Genomic DNA, 13,079 nt, shown 5'->3' on the forward strand with positions numbered 1-13,079 from the left:
TTACTTACGCAGTTCTACGCGACGGTTCTGAGCCCAGGACTGCTCGTCGTTGCCGGTGGCAACTGGACGCTCTTCGCCGTAGGAAACCAGTTCCAGCTGAGCAGGGGAAACGCCCTGCAGAACCAGGTAGCGCTGAACGGCTTTCGCACGACGCTCACCCAGAGCCATGTTGTACTCGCGGGTGCCGCGCTCGTCGGTGTTGCCTTCCAGAACAACGCGGTTGCCGTTGGACTTCAGGTCCTTGGCGTGAACGTCCAGAGCGCGCATGGCTTCTGGCTTCAGGTCCGAGCTGTCGTATTCGAAGTAGAAGGTGGTGATTGCGCGCAGGGCAGCTTCTTCGCTCAGGGAGCCGTCAACAGCACCAGTGTTGGCACCGTAGCCAGCGTTCGGGTCTACAGCAGCGCCTTCGCCTGCGTTGTCACCGCCCTTCGAGGAGCAACCTACAGCTACGGCCATGGCCAGAGCCAGCGCAGCAAATTTACCAAACTTCAGCATTTCCATCGTGAAACTCCTAATGAAACCCCAGTGTGTTAAGCAAAAGTATTACGCCGCAATCAGTTCAGGTAAGGGGACCAGGACGGTTCTCTGACTTCGCCTTGAGCGGTAGGAAGTGGGAGCCTCACGCGGCCATTAAGCGACACGAGCATCAAGACTCCCCGGCCCTGCTGGCGGGTGGCGTAGATTAGCATGGTGCCGTTTGGCGCAACAGTGGGAGACTCATCAAGACTCGTTTCCGAGAGAATCTTTACACTTCCGCGCTGCAAATCCTGGGCCGCAACTTTGAAGTTGGTGAAGCCCTGCTGGCGATGGATCATCACCAGGGTCTTTTCGTCCGCCGACAGTTTCGGGTTGGCGTTGTAGTTACCCACGAAAGTTACCCGCTCGGCACCACCACCACTGACCGACTGCTTGTAGATCTGCGGCTTGCCGCCACGGTCGGAGGTGAAGTACAGGGTGTTGCCATCCTTGCCCCAGAACGGCTCGGTGTTGATGCCCGGGCCGGCGGTGACACGGCTGATCTGACGCGAAGCCACATTCATCACGTAGATGTCCGGGTTGCCGTCCTTCGACAGCACGAACGCCAGGCGCGTGCCGTCCGGCGACCAGGCTGGCGCACCGTTCAGGCCTTCGAAGTTGGTGACCTGCTCGCGGCGGCCGGTATCGATGTGCTGGACGAAGATGCGCGGGCGCTTCTGCTCGAACGAGACATAGGCAATGCGCTTGCCATCCGGAGCAAAGCGTGGCGACAGGATCGGTTCACGCGATTGCAACAGGGTCACCGCACGTGCACCGTCGTAATCCGAACGCTGCAGGGTATAGCGGGTGTTGTTGGTGGAGAAGCGCTCGGCCGTCACGTACAGCATGCGGGTGGAGAACGCACCCTTGATGCCGGTGAGCTTCTCGAACGACTGGTCGGCAATGTAGTGCGCCATGTCGCGCAGCTGGTCGACGCTGCCGGCCACGCTACCGGTCAGCACCTGCTGCTCGGTGGCGACGTTGAACAGCGCGTACTGCACCTGCAGGCGACCGCCCGACGGCACGATGCTGCCGACCATCACGTACTGCGCGCCCAGCGCTTTCCAGTCACGGAAGATCACTTCGCTGGCCTGCGACGGCTGGCTGATCATGTTCTGTCGCGGAATCGGCGAGTAGTAGCCGGAGTTGCGCAGGTCATTGCCGATGATATCGGCCATGTCTTCCGGCAACACGCTGCCGCCCTGCAGACCGAACGGCACTACCGCGATGGGCGTGGCCCGGTCGCTGCCGCTGGTGACCAGGATGTTCTTTTCCTCTGCCACGGCCATGCCTGCCACGCAGCACAGCATGACCAGCAGTCCTCTCAGACGTTTAATCACAACGCTAGATCCTCAGGTGTAAATGTCATCTTGAACGAACGATATTGGTTGAAATCGCTCGGCTTCATACCCTGCATCTCGGTCAAGCGACCGATGTTCTTCACAGCTGCCACCGCCGAGCTGTCGTACGGGCCGTCACCACTGGACCGGGCCACGCTGACGCTGGTGATGGTACCGTCCGGCAGCATGTTGATCTGCAGGACCACCGTCATGCCCTTGCGCGCGGAAGGCGGACGTGCCCAGCCCTCGGCCGCGCGCATGCGGATCAGGTCATCGAAGTCGCCGGCCACCTGGTCACCCTGCTCGTCGGCCAGGGCCTGCTGCCGTTCGGTGGTGTCGGACAACAGCTCGGCCAAAGCCTGGGCTTTCTTGTCTTCCGCCGCCTTGCGGGCCGCTTCCTGTGCCTTTTTCTTCTGGGCGTCTGCAGCGGCCTTCTTCTTGGCCTCTTCAGCTGCCTTCTTCTTAGCGTCCTCGGCCGCCGCTTTCTTCTTGGCGTCCTCGGCTGCTTTCTTCTTGGCCTCTTCGGCCGCCTTTTTCTTGGCGTCCTCGGCGGCTTGTTTCTTCGCCTCTTCAGCGGCTTCTTTCTTGGCCTCTTCTTCGGCTTTTTTCTTTTCTTCCTCAGCCTTCTTCTTGGCGATGTCGGCCTGTTGCTTCTCGGCAGCTTTCTTCGCCTCTTCGGCCTTCTTGGCTTCGGCGGCTTTCTTGGCCTCGGCGGCTTCGGCAGCTGCCTCGGCTTTTTTGGCTTCGGCGGCCTCGCGAGCCTCTTCGGCCTTTTGAGCGGCGTCGGCTTTCTTTTGTTCCGCGGCCTTCACGGCCTCCTGCTCGACCTTCTTCTGTTCCAGCTGCTCGACCTCGGTCTGGCGCGAAGCGGTTTTCTTGGCTTCCCCGGCAATCTTCTGATTGGTCTGGGTAGTCGCCTGGCTCTTGGACTTGAGCTGGTACAGGGTAGCCTGGACGATCGGCTTGGATGGCGGCAGCTCAGGCGTCATGGCAAAACTGACGAACAGCAGGGCGAACACCAGCACATGCAGGCCGATGGCCCAGATACTGGGCCAGAAGTAGCTTTCCGAGGCGGATGGCTCTCGCTGTTGCATCAGGGCGCCTCGGTAATCAGGCCAACGTTACCGACACCGGCCTTCTGCAACCCGCCCATGGCACCCATGACCGCGCCATAGTCGACAGCCTTGTCGCCACGAATGAACACCTGGGTCTGCTTGCCCTGGTCACGGCCGGCGGCGATGATCTTGGTCACCGCGTCGGTCATGGCAGGCAAGGTCATGGCCTTGTCCATCTGCTTGTCGGTATCGACTTCGCTGCCGAGGTTCCAGTAGTAGGTCTTGTCGGCCTTGATGGAGATGGTGAGGATCTGGACGTTGTTGTCCTGCGGCAAGGCTTCACTGGAAACCTTGGGCAGGTCTACCTTCACGCCCTGGTTGAGCATGGGCGCCGTCACCATGAAGATGACCAGCAGTACCAGCATCACGTCGATGTAGGGCACCACGTTCATCTCGGCGACGGGCTTGCGTTTGTGGCGAACTCGGGCCATGGGCTTCTACCTGATTACTCTTCGCTGGTGTGCACTTTGCGGTGCAGGATCGCCTGGAACTCGTCGGCGAAGGTGTAGTAACGGCCGATCAGCACTTCGCTGCGGGCCGAGAAGCGGTTGTAGGCGATAACCGCCGGGATTGCCGCGAACAGGCCGATGGCGGTGGCGATCAGCGCTTCGGCGATACCCGGGGCAACCGTGGCCAGGGTAGCCTGCTGGGCGCTGGCCAGGCCGCGGAAGGAGTTCATGATGCCCCATACGGTACCGAACAGGCCGATATACGGGCTGGTCGAACCGACGGTGGCCAGGAACGGCAGGCTCTGCTCGAGCTTTTCTTCCTCGCGCGAGATGGCTACGCGCATGGCACGGGCAACACCCTCCATGACCGCGTCCGGGTCAACACCCGGCTGCTGACGCAGGCGCGAGAATTCCTTGAAGCCGGCACGGAAAACCTGTTCGACACCGGAATCCGGGTCTGGGTTGCTGCCTGCCTGGCGGTACAGCTTGGACAGGTCGATGCCCGACCAGAAGCGCTCCTCGAAGGCATCCAGCGCACGACGACCGGCGCGCAGCATGGTGCTGCGCTGGAAGATCATGACCCATGAGGTGACCGAGGCGGCCACCAGGGTCAGCATTACCAGCTGTACCAACACGCTGGCATTGCTGACCAGACTCCACATGGAGGTATGGTCGACGACGTTAGCTTCCACGCTTATTCTCCTGCATTCGATTGAGTACCCGAGCCGTCCGCCGCAAAGGCGTCACGCAGCTCCGGGGGTATGGCTCGGGGTTTGAAAGTGTCGGCGCGCACGGCGGCCACCAGGAACTGCCCTTCGCAGAGCAGCGTTTCATCCTTTTCCCGCCAGACCTGCTGCACGAAGCGCAGGCTGGCGCGATTGAGTTCAAGTACTTGCGCGGTGACCCGCAGTTCGTCGTCCAGCCGCGCCGGCGCGTGATAGCGCGCTTCGCTGGAGTGGACCACGAACAGCAGGTTGTCTTCGGCCAGCTGCGCCTGGGAAAAACCCAGGTGCCGCAGCCGCTCGGTACGCGCGCGCTCCATGAATTTCAGGTAATTGACGTAATACACCACGCCACCGGCATCGGTATCCTCGTAATAGACGCGACAACGGTGTGCGAAAGGTTCCAGGCCATTTTGCGCGCGCATACTCTAGTGCTTACTCCTCAGCTTGCCAATCCGCTGTGGCAACTGTTTTTTCTTCATTAATGTCTTATTGCCAGCGCACCCTCGGCATGCCAGCGGTAGGACCACGAAAAGCCGTTTTCGATCTGTCACTCATCGCCCGTTTCGGAAAAATCCCCACCCTCCCCCAGGCGCCCGGGCACGTTCAGGCCAAAGTGCAGGTAAGCATGCCGGGTGACCACGCGGCCGCGCGGCGTGCGCATGATGTAGCCTTGCTGGATCAGGTACGGCTCGAGCACATCCTCGATGGTGTGACGCTCTTCACTGATGGCTGCCGCCAGGTTGTCCACGCCAACCGGGCCACCGTCGAACTTCTCGATCATGGTCAGCAGCAGGCGGCGGTCGGAGTGGTCGAAACCGCGCTCGTCGACGTCCAGCAAGTTGAGCGCCAGGTCGGCCACGGCCTTGGTGATCTGGCCCTTGCCGCGCACCTCGGCGTAGTCGCGCACGCGGCGCAGCAGGCGGTTGGCGATACGTGGCGTGCCACGTGCCCGGCGGGCGATCTCGTAGGCCCCCTGGTCCTCGATGGCCAGGCCGAGGATGCCGGCCGAACGGCTGACGATGGTGGCCAGGTCCTTGTCGCTGTAGAACTCCAGGCGCTGGACGATACCGAAACGGTCCCGCAGCGGGTTGGTGAGCATGCCGGCACGGGTGGTGGCACCCACCAGCGTGAACGGCGGCAGGTCGAGCTTGATCGAACGGGCCGCAGGCCCTTCGCCGATCATGATGTCGAGCTGGAAGTCCTCCATCGCCGGGTACAGCACCTCTTCGACAACTGGGGACAAGCGGTGGATCTCGTCGATGAACAGCACGTCATGCGGTTCGAGGTTGGTCAGCATGGCCGCCAAGTCGCCAGGGCGCTCGAGGATGGGCCCCGAGGTGCTCTTGACCGACACGCCCATTTCCTGGGCGATGATGTTGGCCAGGGTGGTCTTGCCCAGGCCCGGCGGACCGAAGATCAGCGTATGGTCGAGCGACTCGCTACGACCACGGGCGGCCTGGATGAACAGCGCCATCTGCTCGCGCACCACCGGCTGGCCGATGTACTCGTCCAGCCGCAGCGGACGGATCGCACGGTCCTGGACTTCTTCACGGTCGCGGCCACTGGCGGCGATCAGGCGGTCGGCTTCGATCACTTGGTAATCATCCCTTTCAGGCTGCGGCGGATCAGTTCCTCACTGCTCAGGCCGGCCTTGTCCTTGATCGCGGCGATTGCCTTGCTGGCTTCCTGCGGCTTGTAGCCCAGCGAAACCAGGGCGCTGACGGCATCGGCTTCGGCTGTGGATGCGCTGGCGGCCGGCAGCGGCCCGTCGGAGACCAGGGTAAACATGGCCGGGGACGTTTCCCAGGCCTTGAAGCGGTCCTTGAGCTCGACCAGCAGGCGTTCGGCGGTCTTCTTGCCGACACCGGGCACGCGCACCAGGGCCGAGGTGTCCTGGGCCTGCACGCAGCGCACCAGCTCGTCCACCTCCAGCCCGGACATGAGCGCCAAGGCCAGCTTCGGCCCTACGCCGTTCAGGCGGATGAGCTCGCGAAACAGCTCGCGCTCGCGCTTTTCGGCAAAACCGTAGAGCAGGTGAGCATCCTCGCGCACCACCAGGTGGGTGTGCACGGTTACGGGTTCGCCCACCTTGGGCAGACGGTACAGCGTGGTCATGGGAACTTCCAGTTCGTAACCCACGCCGTTGACGTCGATAATCAGGTGCGGCGGCTGTTTTTCCGCCAGGGTGCCGCGCAAACGTCCAATCACGTTCCGATCCTTCCTCTCGGGGAGCCGGTCAAAGACCGCTCAACCCTATCAGCAAATGCAGCGGGTGAATGCATCACCCGAACAAAATGTGTATCAGCGCATGAAGCCCCTAAAGACGCAAGCGCCCGCCGCGTCGCCGCGCCGTGGCCAGGCCATGCGGCACCAGGCTGGAGCGGGTATGGGCGTGGCACAGGGCGATGGCCAGGGCGTCGGAAGCATCGATCTGCGGCTTCTGCGTCAGTTTCAGCAAGTGCATGACCATCATCATCACCTGCTCCTTGTTGGCCCCACCGGTACCAGCTACTGCCTGCTTGACCTGGGTGGCGCTGTATTCGGCGATTTCCAGGCCGGCTTCGGCGGCGGCGACGATAGCCGCGCCACGGGCCTGGCCGAGCTTGAGCGCCGAGTCGGCGTTACGGGCCATGAATACCCGCTCGATGCCCATGGTTACCGGGCCGTGCAGGGCGATGATTTCACCCACGCCACGAAAAACGATCTGCAGCCGCTCGTGCAGCTCGCCGCTGCCGGTACGAATGCAGCCCGACGCCACATACTCGCAACCACGGGCGGTCTGGCGTACCACGCCATAACCGGTGATGCGCGAGCCGGGGTCGATACCAAGAATCAGAGTCATAGTGCCTGTCGTAAATTATTGCTTCTTTGCAAACTGTACCGGCCCTTTCGCGGGTAAACCCGCTCCCACAGAGACTGCACCGCATTCGAGGTCGGTGCATTACCTGTGGGAGCGGGTTTACCCGCGAAAGGGCCGATACAGGCACTGAAATATTCAAAGCCCCTGCCGGGGTCGCCAGGGCACCTTAGCCGAGGTTTTCCATGATCTCATCGGAAATCTGGGCATTGGAGTAGACGTTCTGCACGTCATCCAGGTCTTCGAGCATGTCGATCAGCTTGAGCACCTTCTCGGCACCGTCCTGGTCGAGTTCGGCGCTGGTGGTCGGCTGCATGATGATTTCCGCGTCAGCAGCCTTGAAGCCAGCCTCTTCCAGGGCATTGCGCACGGCGTAGAAGCTGTTGAACGAGGTGAACACGTCGAACGAGCCGTCGTCGTTGGCCACCACGTCGTCTGCATCGGCTTCCATCGCCGCTTCCATCAGCGCGTCTTCTTCCACGCCCGGGGCAAAGCTGATCTGCCCCTTGCGCTCGAACAGGTAGGCCACCGAGCCGTCAGTGCCCAGGTTGCCACCACACTTGGAGAAGGCATGACGCACGGCGGCGGCGGTACGGTTGCGGTTGTCGGTCATGGCCTCGACCATGATCGCCACGCCACCCGGGCCGTAACCTTCGTAACTGAGCTCTTCGACGTTGTCGCTTTCGTTGGTGCCGGCACCACGGGCCACGGCACGATCGATGATGTCGCGACTCATGTTGGCGCCCAGGGCCTTGTCCAGCGCCAGACGCAGGCGCGGGTTGGATGCCGGGTCAGCACCACCCTGCTTGGCAGCGACCGTCAGTTCGCGGATCCACTTGGTGAAGATCTTGCCTCTCTTGGCATCCTGGCGCTCTTTGCGGTGCTTGATGTTCGCCCACTTGGAATGACCAGCCATAACGACTCCGAATCCTTTGAATCACAAACAGCCCCGCCCCTGTACGGGGCGGGACGGGAAATTGCCTGCGCCGAAACGCAAAGGCGCATCCATGTGGATGCGCCCGGGGACTGCTTACTCGACCTTGGTCTGTTCGCGCAGTCGAATGTGCAGCTCGCGCAGGGCCTTGGCGTCGACCATGCCAGGGGCCTGGGTCATGACGCACGCAGCGCTCTGGGTTTTCGGGAAGGCGATCACTTCACGAATCGACTGGGCGCCGGTCATCAGCATGACCAGGCGGTCCAGGCCGAAGGCCAGGCCACCGTGCGGCGGTGCACCGAACTTCAGGGCGTCGAGCAGGAAGCCGAACTTCTCTTCCTGTTCTGCCGCTTCGATGCCCAGCAGGCGGAACACGGCCTGTTGCATCTCTTTACGGTGAATACGGATCGAACCGCCACCCAGCTCGGTACCGTTCAGGACCATGTCGTAGGCACGGGACAGGGCCGTGGCCGGGTTGGCCTCGAGCTCTTCCGGGGTGCACTTCGGCGCGGTAAACGGGTGGTGCAGCGCGGTGAAGCTGCCGTCCTCGTTCTCTTCGAACATCGGGAAGTCGACCACCCACATCGGTGCCCACTCGCAGGTCAGCAGCTCGAAGTCGTGGCCCAGGCGGATACGCAGTGCGCCCAGGGCTTCGCTGACCACCTTGAACTTGTCGGCACCGAAGAACACGATGTCGCCGTCAACGGCGCCAACGCGGTCGAGGATGGTGTTGAGGTTGGCCTCGGGGATGTTCTTGACGATCGGCGACTGCAGGCCTTCGACGCCCTTGGCGCGCTCGTTGACCTTGATGTAGGCCAGGCCCTTGGCACCGTAGATGCCGACGAACTTGGTGTACTCGTCGATCTTGCTGCGCGGCATGCTGGCGCCGCCTGGCAGGCGCAGGGCGGTAACGCGGCACTTCGGATCGTTGGCCGGGCCGGCGAACACCTTGAAGTCGACGTCCTTGAGCTGGTCGGCAACGTCGACCAGTTCCAGCGGAATACGCAGGTCCGGCTTGTCGGAGCCGTAGCGGCGCATGGCCTCTTCGAAGGTCATGTGCGGGAAGTCGCCGAATTCCAGGTCCAGCACTTCCTTGAACAGCTTGCGGATCATGCTTTCGGTCAGGCCCATGATCTCGCTTTCATCGAGGAAGCTGGTCTCGATGTCGATCTGGGTGAATTCCGGCTGGCGGTCGGCACGCAGGTCTTCGTCACGGAAGCACTTGGCGATCTGGTAGTAGCGGTCGAAGCCGGCGACCATCAGCAGCTGCTTGAACAGCTGCGGCGACTGCGGCAGGGCGAAGAAGCTGCCGGCGTGGGTACGGCTAGGCACCAGGTAGTCACGCGCGCCTTCCGGGGTGGCACGGGTCAGGATCGGCGTCTCGACGTCGAGGAAGCCGTTTTCGTCGAGGAAGCGACGAATGCTGCTGGTGATGCGCGAACGCAGGCGCAGCTTGTCGGCCATTTCCGGGCGACGCAGGTCGATGAAACGGTAGCGCAGGCGAGTTTCCTCGCCGACGTCGGAGTATTCGTTCAGCGGGAACGGCGGGGTTTCCGCTTCGTTGAGCACGTTCAGCTGGTAGCCGAGGATCTCGATGGCGCCGGAAGCCATGTTGGCATTCACCGCACCTTCAGGGCGCTTGCGAACCTTGCCGGTGATCTGCACGACGTATTCGCTGCGCACGCGGTCGGCGGCGGCGAAGGTTTCGGCGCGATCCGGGTCGAACACGACCTGGGCCATGCCTTCGCGGTCACGGATGTCGAGGAAGATCACCCCGCCGTGGTCGCGGCGACGATGGACCCAGCCGCAAAGGGTGACTTCCTGGCCGTCCAGGCTCTCGTTCAGTTGGCCGCAATAATGGCTGCGCATCATGATGGTGGTTTCGCTTCTCGTGATTCGTGTATTCGGTGGAGGCCTTGGCCGCCCGCAGAGGGCTAATACTGCAAGACCCGGTCACAGCATTCAACTCAGTCGGCCTTGTCGCCGCCTGCCAGATTCTTTTTTGCCCCGGTCTTGAAGTCGGTTTCGTACCAACCGTTACCGCTCAGGCGGAAGCCTGGCACCGACAGCAGTTTCTTCAGCGCCGGCGCCTGGCAGGCCGGGCAATCGGTCAGCGGCGCGGCGCTGACCTTCTGCAGCACTTCCATGCGGTGCTCGCAGGATGCACATTGATAGTCATAAAGGGGCATGGGTGTCTCTCGTCAACCACAACGCTGGCTGCCGGGGCAGCAAAAAGCGGGATTATATATGGTTAGCAAGCACTGCGCAGCCCGCCAGGCGATCAGCGCGCACTTGGCGGGTCCAGCAGCCAGGCGACGCAGATAACACGGATCAGCCCGCTGAAGTTGCGCACCCCACCCTGTCGCAGATGCACCTCGCGGTCCACGTAGGACAGCACCGCGCTGACCGAGCAGCGGTTTGCCGCGGCGATGCGCTCCAGGATACCCCAGTAGACGGCTTCCAGCCGCAGGCAGGTGGAAAAACCGTTGAGCCGCACCGAGCGCGACACCGGCTGGGTCTGCAGCATGTCGAAATCCGCCTTGAACGGGTCGATGCACTGTTTATCCGGCCAACGCCCCTGGCCAGCCACACGCTTGCTTGCTTGCATCATGCGCCACACTTCCTCGTCACAGGTACCAGGTGGCCTATGAAGCGCTGATCGGCGAGCTTGAAGCAGCGGCAAAATCTTCCCGCACAAAATACATAAGGCCTTAACAGGACCTGTGGGAGCGGCCTTGTGTCGCGATGGGCTGCGCAGCAGCCCCGGCATTCTTTGCTAAGGCTGCAATCTTGGGGCTGCTGCGCAGCCCATCGCGACACAAGGCCGCTCCCACAAGGATCAGTGCAGACCGGACGAATTTGTGAACTTAATTACCGTCGAGCAGCACCCGCAGCATCCAGGCGGTTTTCTCGTGCACCTGCATGCGCTGGGTCAGCAGGTCGGCGGTCGGCTCGTCACTGACCTTGTCCACCACCGGGAAGATGCTGCGCGCGGTCCGCACCACGGCTTCCTGGCCCTGCACCAGCTGGCGGATCATCTCGTCGGCAGGCGGTACTCCTTCCTCCTCCTTGATCGATGAGTGCCGTGCATAAAATGCATAGGACCCGGGTGCCGGGAAGCCCAGGGCACGAATGCGCTCGGCGATCGAGTCGACCGCAAGCGCCAGTTCGTTGTACTGCTCTTCGAACATCAGGTGCAGGGTGCGGAACGACGGACCGGTGACGTTCCAGTGGAAGTTATGGGTTTTCAGATACAGCACGTAGGTATCCGACAACAGCCGGGACAGCCCATCGACGATGGACTTGCGATCTTCTTCACTGATACCGATATCGATTGCCATGAAGTTCCCCTTTCCATAAGGCTTGAGACCCAAGCGGGTGCCGACCACTGTAGCAACACTTGGCGCCCGCCGCATGTGACATGGCGCAACACATCGCTCCGCGCGCCCTGCGGTTTGAGTACCCTGCGGCTTTACTGTTAAATAGGCACGGTGCCACCCGTGCAGATTGTCATTGCCGGGTGCATAGGCTGGCCTGTCACGTTTTCGCGCCCTACACCTCATGCGCACCGTGCAGCCAGCTCTTCCTGTGATCGGCCTTATAACTGTGAGCCAACCCCCATGTTCAAGATCGTCCATCTGGTGACGGGCGTGGCAGCCTTGCTGCTATCGCTCATACCCAGCCTGAAAACCGATGCGTCACCCTTCCTGCAACAACCCGACGCGGTCTACCTGGCCCTGCTCGGCCTGCTCAACCTCGTCCTGGCCCCGGTCGTGCCACTGTACTACCGCGGCGCGCGGCAGCAGTTGCAGCACCTGGCGTGCGCCCTGCTGGTAGTGGCCGTGGTGCTGCAGACCCTGACACTGCTGGCCCGCCCGGAAATGGGCAACCTGGCCGCACTGGTCTGCGCAGCACTGGCCGTGGCCGTGCACCTGGCCGTGGGCTTTGCCCGCAGCCCTCGCAAGGTCCGCGCCAGCCAGCACGCAGCGCAGGATGCCGGCAATCGTGATACCGGTACCGTGAAGTGGTTCAACACATCCAAAGGCTTCGGCTTCATCTCCCGCGACTCGGGCGATGATATCTTCGTGCACTTTCGCGCCATTCGCGGCGAAGGCCACCGCATCCTTGTGGAAGGCCAGCGCGTGGAGTTTTCCGTTATGCACCGTGACAAGGGCCTGCAGGCCGAGGATGTGGTTGCGGTAACCCGCCGCTGACTCCCCCCTGTGGGAGCGGGCTTGCCCGCTCCCACAGGGTTCGTGTGCGCTCAACGTGGGTGCAGTAGTTTCAGGTATTAATAATGAGGCGGCGGCGCCTCGTCCCCTTCGCTGCCGTACTGGCCAACCATCTCTTCGTAACGCTTGATCAGCTCGGCCATCTGCAACTGCAGCCGTTCGATCACCCGCCCCTGCTCGACCACCACGTCATTCAGCGCCTGGATGGTGTCATCCTGGAACGCCTGACGGGTTTCCAGCTCGACCATTCGCATTTCCAACGACATATCAGGCCTCTGTGTAACCATCGAGTTTCAGTTCACGCAGGCGTTGGCGAATGGCTTCGACCTGCTCATCGGTGTAGGCCACTGCCGGGCACTTGCCCCACACTGGTGCCGGCCAGGCGGCGTCGTCGCGCTGGCGCACGATCACATGCATGTGCAACTGGCTGACCACATTGCCCAGGGTGGCCACATTCATCTTGTCGGCGCCGTAGCTGGCCTTCAGCGCTTCGGCCAGCAGGGTGGTTTCCTGCCACAACTGCTGCTGCTCCGCGACATCGAGCTCGAACAGTTCGCTGATGCCGGCGCGCTTGGGCACCAGGATGAACCATGGATAGTTGGCATCCTTGCTCAGCAGCAACTGGCACAGCGCAAATTCCCCCAGCACCAGCGAATCCTGCTGCAAACGCGAATCGAGGACGAACACGGCAAATCTCCTTCAGGCAGAACCAACCCGCTTCACGCGGAAAACAGGCCTGCAAGGATACCCTGCACGTTCCCGGTAACACAGCGCTACTTTTCGCACCAAAATGAGGCTGCCGATACACCTGGCACCCCACTTGCCACCCCACAGGTGACACTGCATGAACAAGTTGCGGTAACACATTGACTTTCATGACAGCTTTTCAAATTTTAATGATTCTTGACTGT

The 13,079-nt window shown here is 62.0% G+C and carries 17 protein-coding genes; 1 reads left to right on the top strand and 16 read right to left on the bottom strand.

Annotated features, from left to right (window positions below; translation table 11 throughout):
- The 14 genes from pal to J5M58_RS01225 all read right to left on the bottom strand — a co-directional run bounded on the left by pal (position 1) and on the right by J5M58_RS01225 (position 11,277).
- Positions 1–501 (bottom strand): peptidoglycan-associated lipoprotein Pal, encoded by a 501-nt coding sequence (gene pal / locus J5M58_RS01160; protein ID WP_012273762.1) that lies wholly within the window; start codon positions 499–501, stop codon positions 1–3.
- Positions 502–554: 53 nt separating this feature from the next.
- Complete coding sequence (gene tolB, locus J5M58_RS01165) at positions 555–1,826, bottom strand: Tol-Pal system beta propeller repeat protein TolB (protein ID WP_046617157.1); 1,272 nt, start codon at positions 1,824–1,826, stop codon at positions 555–557.
- A gap of 26 nt (positions 1,827–1,852) precedes the next feature.
- Positions 1,853–2,950 carry a cell envelope integrity protein TolA gene (gene tolA / locus J5M58_RS01170; protein WP_112254232.1) on the bottom strand — a complete coding sequence of 366 codons (1,098 nt, stop codon included), beginning with the start codon at positions 2,948–2,950 and terminating at the stop codon, positions 1,853–1,855.
- A complete protein-coding gene (gene tolR, locus J5M58_RS01175) occupies positions 2,950–3,402 on the bottom strand; it encodes a protein TolR (RefSeq protein ID WP_003254760.1) in 453 nt (150 codons plus the stop codon). The genes tolA and tolR overlap by 1 nt, the downstream gene beginning before the upstream one ends.
- A 14-nt stretch (positions 3,403–3,416) precedes the next feature.
- Positions 3,417–4,112 (bottom strand): protein TolQ, encoded by a 696-nt coding sequence (gene tolQ, locus J5M58_RS01180; RefSeq protein ID WP_015271471.1) that lies wholly within the window; start codon positions 4,110–4,112, stop codon positions 3,417–3,419.
- Between the two features lie 2 nt (positions 4,113–4,114).
- Positions 4,115–4,567, bottom strand: coding sequence for a tol-pal system-associated acyl-CoA thioesterase (ybgC, locus tag J5M58_RS01185; RefSeq protein WP_015271472.1), 453 nt, complete (start codon positions 4,565–4,567; stop codon positions 4,115–4,117).
- A gap of 125 nt (positions 4,568–4,692) precedes the next feature.
- Complete coding sequence (ruvB, locus tag J5M58_RS01190; protein ID WP_112254233.1) at positions 4,693–5,739, bottom strand: Holliday junction branch migration DNA helicase RuvB; 1,047 nt, start codon at positions 5,737–5,739, stop codon at positions 4,693–4,695.
- Positions 5,736–6,353, bottom strand: a complete 618-nt coding sequence (ruvA, locus tag J5M58_RS01195; RefSeq protein ID WP_112254234.1) for a Holliday junction branch migration protein RuvA — start codon at positions 6,351–6,353, stop codon at positions 5,736–5,738. Before ruvA ends, ruvB begins: the two co-directional genes overlap by 4 nt.
- A gap of 109 nt (positions 6,354–6,462) precedes the next feature.
- Positions 6,463–6,987 carry a crossover junction endodeoxyribonuclease RuvC gene (gene ruvC, locus J5M58_RS01200; protein WP_112254235.1) on the bottom strand — a complete coding sequence of 175 codons (525 nt, stop codon included), beginning with the start codon at positions 6,985–6,987 and terminating at the stop codon, positions 6,463–6,465.
- A 184-nt stretch (positions 6,988–7,171) separates the two neighbouring features.
- Positions 7,172–7,918 carry a YebC/PmpR family DNA-binding transcriptional regulator gene (locus J5M58_RS01205; RefSeq protein WP_112254236.1) on the bottom strand — a complete coding sequence of 249 codons (747 nt, stop codon included), beginning with the start codon at positions 7,916–7,918 and terminating at the stop codon, positions 7,172–7,174.
- 114 nt (positions 7,919–8,032) lie between these two features.
- A complete protein-coding gene (aspS, locus tag J5M58_RS01210; RefSeq protein ID WP_207876962.1) occupies positions 8,033–9,808 on the bottom strand; it encodes an aspartate--tRNA ligase in 1,776 nt (591 codons plus the stop codon).
- A 95-nt stretch (positions 9,809–9,903) separates the two neighbouring features.
- Positions 9,904–10,125, bottom strand: a complete 222-nt coding sequence (locus J5M58_RS01215; protein WP_207876964.1) for an FmdB family zinc ribbon protein — start codon at positions 10,123–10,125, stop codon at positions 9,904–9,906.
- A gap of 92 nt (positions 10,126–10,217) precedes the next feature.
- The gene (locus tag J5M58_RS01220; protein ID WP_112254238.1) at positions 10,218–10,547 is read right to left on the bottom strand and encodes a ribbon-helix-helix domain-containing protein; all 330 of its coding nucleotides are present in this window, start codon (positions 10,545–10,547) and stop codon (positions 10,218–10,220) included.
- Positions 10,548–10,803: 256 nt separating this feature from the next.
- Entirely contained in the window at positions 10,804–11,277 is a 474-nt protein-coding gene (locus J5M58_RS01225) for a Dps family protein (protein WP_084854477.1), read from the bottom strand.
- A 279-nt stretch (positions 11,278–11,556) separates the two neighbouring features.
- Between J5M58_RS01225 and J5M58_RS28275 the strand changes: the two genes are divergently transcribed.
- Entirely contained in the window at positions 11,557–12,150 is a 594-nt protein-coding gene (locus J5M58_RS28275) for a cold-shock protein (RefSeq protein WP_112254239.1), read from the top strand.
- 77 nt (positions 12,151–12,227) lie between these two features.
- Here J5M58_RS28275 and J5M58_RS01235 read toward each other — a convergent pair whose 3' ends face one another.
- Together J5M58_RS01235 and J5M58_RS01240 are read right to left on the bottom strand one after the other, a co-directional pair.
- Positions 12,228–12,434 carry a SlyX family protein gene (locus J5M58_RS01235; RefSeq protein ID WP_112254240.1) on the bottom strand — a complete coding sequence of 69 codons (207 nt, stop codon included), beginning with the start codon at positions 12,432–12,434 and terminating at the stop codon, positions 12,228–12,230.
- A gap of 1 nt (position 12,435) precedes the next feature.
- Complete coding sequence (locus tag J5M58_RS01240) at positions 12,436–12,855, bottom strand: HIT domain-containing protein (RefSeq protein ID WP_112254241.1); 420 nt, start codon at positions 12,853–12,855, stop codon at positions 12,436–12,438.
- Between the last annotated feature and the right edge of the window lie 224 nt (positions 12,856–13,079).

This window comes from Pseudomonas sp. 32_A, from assembly GCF_017490905.1.
GTDB lineage: Bacteria > Pseudomonadota > Gammaproteobacteria > Pseudomonadales > Pseudomonadaceae > Aquipseudomonas > Aquipseudomonas inefficax.